Origin of the sequence: Haloferax profundi, assembly GCF_001469865.1 — an archaeon.
Lineage (GTDB): Archaea > Halobacteriota > Halobacteria > Halobacteriales > Haloferacaceae > Haloferax > Haloferax profundi.
Genome location: NZ_LOPV01000061.1, coordinates 1 through 5,325 on the forward strand (window position 1 = coordinate 1; position 5,325 = coordinate 5,325).

General features: G+C 55.2%; 4 protein-coding genes and 1 pseudogene. All 5 read right to left on the minus strand.

Features of this window, described 5'->3' with window-relative positions; genetic code table 11:
- A partial coding sequence (locus tag AUR66_RS03295; protein ID WP_058571090.1) for a VirB4 family type IV secretion system protein occupies positions 1-1,849 on the minus strand: 1,849 nt, incomplete at its 3' end.
- A complete protein-coding gene (locus AUR66_RS03300; RefSeq protein WP_058571087.1) occupies positions 1,842-2,951 on the minus strand; it encodes a hypothetical protein in 1,110 nt (369 codons plus the stop codon). The genes AUR66_RS03295 and AUR66_RS03300, both read right to left, overlap by 8 nt.
- A gap of 6 nt (positions 2,952-2,957) precedes the next feature.
- Positions 2,958-4,022 (minus strand): hypothetical protein, encoded by a 1,065-nt coding sequence (locus AUR66_RS03305; protein ID WP_058571088.1) that lies wholly within the window; start codon positions 4,020-4,022, stop codon positions 2,958-2,960.
- 2 nt (positions 4,023-4,024) lie between these two features.
- On the minus strand, positions 4,025-4,867 hold the full coding sequence (locus AUR66_RS03310) for a hypothetical protein (RefSeq protein ID WP_058571089.1): 843 nt from the start codon (positions 4,865-4,867) through the stop codon (positions 4,025-4,027).
- Positions 4,864-5,325: pseudogene (locus AUR66_RS21695) on the minus strand (hypothetical protein); the annotation flags it as partial. The gene AUR66_RS03310 and the pseudogene AUR66_RS21695, both read right to left, overlap by 4 nt.

A 5,325-nucleotide genomic window follows, 5' to 3' on the forward strand; every position in this document is an offset into this window, starting at 1 on the left:
CGTCGAGATGGTGGAACTGCTTGACTGCACACTGGTCGAGAATGGCTTCGGACTCAGCGTGTTCGAAGAACTCGTCGACCGTCTGTGTGACCAATCGAATTGAGAGATCGTGGTGTCGGTGGTGACGGAATACCGTCTCCAAGAACGCCAGACTCGCAGCGTCCTGCATGATATACCGCGCTTCGTCGATGACGAACACAACCTCCTTGTCAGTCTCTTTGGCACGCTCGTAGACGAGGGAGATGAGAAGTTGCATCGTCAGTGCCGTGCTACTGCTGACGCTGCCTTCTTGCTGGGCTAAGTCGAGGTAGATGACCTTCTCATCGCGAATGTTGAACTCAGATGCTCTACCCAGATTTGCGTATCGACCACCCTCTTCGAACAGTCGAAGTTGCCCAAGGAGCCACGTCGCATCCTCACGGAGTTTCCGTGCTTCGGCATTCGTACGAACGACGAACGCCTGTGGAGACTCAACCATCTCTTCGAAGACGTCCATCATATCGCGGATCGTCGGACTCGGATTACCGTGGGTGGTGATTTCGTCGGTGATTCCCTGGCGTTCGTATGCCTGTTGGAGTCCGAGTTCGAGCGTGGTTCGTCGGTCGCCGAGTGAGATGCCACGGAGAGCGAAGTAGTTCGTAAGGAAGCTCATCGCGTCGTCGAGTTTCTCGTTGAACGGGCTTGCGTCCTCACCCATGGCTCGCTGGACGTGTTCGGGGGTCTGGCGAATCTCTAAGGGATTCAGTCCGAGTGTCCCACCAACCGTGATTCGTTTGGCGTTGAGTGCTTCGGCGACACCAGCCCAGTTGTTGAGTGGTTCGAGGATGATGCCAATCCGGTCTTTGCTCTGTTCGATAGAGCGGATGAAGTTCTGCTTCGACCCAAAGGACTTCCCAGAGCCAGTATCGCCGACTGTGAACATTGCATAGCCGTTATCTCGGGCAAACGGGTCGATGACCACTGGACTATGAGTGTCTTTGTGGATACCGAACTCGACGCCTCCTTCTTCGAGAATCGTTGCGTTGTGTGGCGAGGCAAGCAGCGCTCCAACAGCACCGCCGAGTGCGATTGACTTCCGGCCCAGTACGTCCTTGCCGATTGGTGCTGCTGATTGGATTGCGAGGTCTTGTTTGCAAATCGCAGTTTTCGGTGTCAGACTGGCTGGCTCATCCCGAAGCGCGCTTTTGACGCCCTGGACGGCAGTACGAAGTTCATTCTTGGTGTCGGCGCGGACAGTGACAAACAACGACTGGTCGAAGACACGCGTCCCGCTCTCGACAGCATTGTACGTCGCTGCAGCTTGGTTTGCCCGCTGTTGGAGGTAGCCACTACGAACGCTCTTTTCGAGGTCGGCATCCACCTGGAGATCATCAGCGATCTCTTGGAGTTCGTTTCGAGCCCGCATCTGATTCTTCGGCCGGATATGCGCAGTAAGGTCGAACTCGACGTCAGTCAGCTGGAAGAGGTCGCTCAGGTAGCCATCATTCGGGTAGTCAGGGTAGTCAGTGATGTAGAGTGTCGACGTCCACTGCTCGCCAACGCGTGCTGCACGGGTCTCCCATTCGATGGCCGCAGGTGCAATCGTCGTTTTGTGTGATTCGGCAACGTCGTCGAGGAGTCGACCCTCAGTGTGTCCTGTCTGGATCGTTTCCTCATCAAGGACGTCCGAGAAGTCGACTTCAGGTTCTTCTTTGGTGGTACGGCGTTTCCATGCGGCGATGCCAAGGAGAACGAGTGTAAACACACCTGCAGCGTAGAGTGCAGCACCTTCGGGTGACGTCGGTTGTTGAAGCCACTCGAGAAGTTGGGTGACGAGTCCACTCTCTATTTGGAGGGTGAGATTACGCATCGACACCATCCTCTCGCCGCGAGTTTCCGATGATAGGCTGGTCGCGGATGACTCGTTGTGGGTCGTCGTAGTCGTGTTCGTGGCCGTTCCAGAAGTCCATCGTCAACACGAACAACTCGACCGTGCTGAGTCGACGAGCAGACCACCCCGATGCTTGTTGGATGAATCCAGAATCGATGTTTGCGATTCGAGTATCAAGTCTCTCGAACATCCGCGCACGCTCTTCGGCCTCTGAGAGGTCTTCACGGCGTGTGACGAACGGGTTGAACAGGATTCCGATGACGGGTATTTGGGTTAGTTTCTCTGCGGGAGTTCGTTCATCCCGGAAGCGGTCATAGACTTCCAACGGTGAGGCCTCAACGCCGATAAAGAAGCGAATCTGTTGGGTTCCACGGTTTCGCATCGCCCGCGGGCGTGTCTCTTTGTACTCTTCGAGGAGTTCGCGGAAGACAGGATTCTGCGTGACGTCTTCATCCGAAAGGCGCTGTTCGATGTTTTCGGTGAGTTGCTCAACCGGGAACGATCGCGTCGTTGCGTGGAATTTGAGCTTCGAGTTGAGTTCTTTGTTCGCGAACTCCGCGCCTGCGTCTTGGAGACTCGCCCAGTCATCTGACATGGCGAAATCCATGTTCCCTGGGTTGACTTCGATGAACGCCTCCATCACACCGTCCGAGCGTTGGATCGCGCCCGCACCGGGCCACGCTCGCTTGATGTTCGTGAGCTCTTGTGTTCGTTCATCTGGCTTGAATGGGGTGTAGTTCGCGAGGCCACCCTCGTTGCGAACGGAACTGTCCTCCGATTCCGCCGCACTGAACGTCCGACGTGGTCGCTTTGCGAACCGATACACGTCTTTCGTCCATGCCCATGCAGTGAGGTGGTCTGGGGCGACGTAGACGACAGCGGCACCCAGTCCGAATCCACCTGCGATGAATGGGAGTGCGAGCGAGTCAATTCCAGTGAGGCCAGCAATGAACAGCCCGAGTAGTGGGAACCCGATGAGAACGCCAACATCTCCCTCCTCGATATTGAGGAATGGAATGCGGCTTTCCTCTCCGAACTCGTCCATGATACGGCGTTTTGCAGCGTCTGAATCAGTCGACATGATGAATTAACGGTTGTAGTTGTGTGGGTCGTTCTCGGTACGGCGATACGAGGCCGAGTGTTCGTCTGAGTCGCCTGCAGTCCGTGCGGCGGCTTTCTGTGCGATTATCTGACCGGCGGCGGCTTTCGGCCCCCATCGAGCGGCGGTCGTTGCGACGCCTGCACCACCGACGTAGGCACCCGCGGCGACGCTTCCAACGACGACAGCGCCTCTGCTAGCCGATCCAATGGCCTTCGCAGTTAGCGGGGTTGCGTAGGAGAACGTCTTCCACGTCAGGTAGAGTGCGATGACGGGGAGAGAGACGGCAACGAGGTATTGGAGGAAGGCAGTTGCTGGCGAGAACGTTCCACTGGCGAACAGCAGGTCGTAGCCTTTGAACACGACTGCTGCTGGGAGTGGGAGGACAACTAGGGGAACGAATCGTTTTGCGAACCCGATTGCGATATCAGAGAGGACAGGGATGTTTCCGTATCCGAGTGCGATGGCAATCGGCATCCCGTAGACGTAGACGTACAGCAAGATTTCGCGGATGAAGAAGAGCGCCTCGATTGCCCACATTGAGATTCCACCGAGTGCTGCGAGTAGGAGGCCTAGTATGGGGTTGGAGATTGTCACTCCCAGGAACCCATCTAAAACCCTTGACAGGCTAGTAAGAGATGGAACGAGGGCGATGGCAAATCCGTCTACAAGGTACAGAGAGATGGTGCCAACCCAGTACCATGAGATGATGAAAACAGCACCAGCCCAGGCATTCTTCTTTGTCTTACGGGCCTCATACGTACTCCCCATGTTGAAAATACGAATTACGTGTCGACCCTGGACACTCATTACGAGCAGCAATAATGCGATGAGCATGATTTCGCCACCAACAAGCGCTTCTCGAATCTGAATCCAAGGACTGTTGACTGGGGTACCGAACACAAACGCACCGTTCGTCTCTGGAGTGGGTGTTCCGAATAGCTCAGTCGAGAGTGTATTGTAACCGGTTTCGATTCCATCAGTGAACGAATCAGTGAGCCACTCAAGTGCTTCTTTGAAACCCTCTAAAACGACGTCAATCAGGTCAACCATGGTCAGATACCACTGATTTTGACCTCACAATCGGTCATTGTCTCCGAGCCGGAGTATTCGACATCGTAAGTCTCCGAAGTCTCGCTGCCAGAAACTCGAGGTTCAACATAGACAGAGAACTCACCAGTGGTCGTGTCCACACTACAACCCATACCATCGTCGCCGGTCTGTGCACTAAATGGCCGAGAGTTACTGTACACATCTCTAGTCTTGCCGGCCGGGATGACTATTTCATCAGTCTCATAGATCCCCCCATTTCGTGGGTTATCAACCGGATTTGGCACATCCCCCGAGAAACGAAGTGAGACTGTCGCGTCTGGACCAGTTCCAGAATTGTGGACTGAAACAAACGCCTCACTATCTTTTCTACGATTAGTCTCACTCTCTCCATAGACCTCATCCCACGGCTTGTCGGGATTGTTCCTGAAGAGACCAACATCCACAATCTCGAGTTCAGGCTGAATCTCCACACTCGTCTCGGCGACTGTATCCTCGCCCTGAACCGCGATAACCCGAAACTCACCAGGGTCATATGTAGTCCCAATCTCGAACGAAACCTGTCGAACACCGGCCGCAACCTCACGTTTTCCAAATAGCTCGCCATTCGGCCGGATGAGATTGACGCGCTCTACGTCAGCCCCAGACCCGAGTTCGACAACAAGTGCGGTGCCCTCGACAGCGACTCGACTCAGGACACTGTGACCATCGGAATCGTCATTCGCGGTGGTGGTCCCACCACCAGACTCACCACTGCCGTTGAGACAGCCAGTAAGACCAACGAGTGAGAGACCTGCTGCTGTTCGGAGGACGGTACGTCTATTGAAATATGATTGATTGTGTTTCATGGATATCGTTCAGAATCATCTCTCGGACCGAAGAATCGAAGGACGCGCGTGCCAGCATAGAGCATCACGACGAATGGAATGAACTGCCAGCCGACCTCGACGAGTAATCCAAACCATCCTTCGAGCGTTCCAAGTGGATGCCACCGTACGGTCGCCGTGTCAGACACGTACGCTGGATTTGCGACAAGCCACGTTCCAGGGTGATAGCGTGCGGTGTAGATTCCGGGTTGGTCGACGGTCACGACCACGACACCGGATTCATTCGTCCGAACACGCTGGTCGTTGAACTCGATGTATCCCCCACCCGACTCTCCATTGAGTGATGCCTGGCGACCATCGGCAGTGAGGTCGATTGGGGAGCCAGTCTCGTTGTCTCGAAGCTCGATACGGATGGTCGCCTGGTCGTTCGTCTGATTGATCACGTCGGCAGTGAGCCGGCTTTCACGGAGGTCACGCTC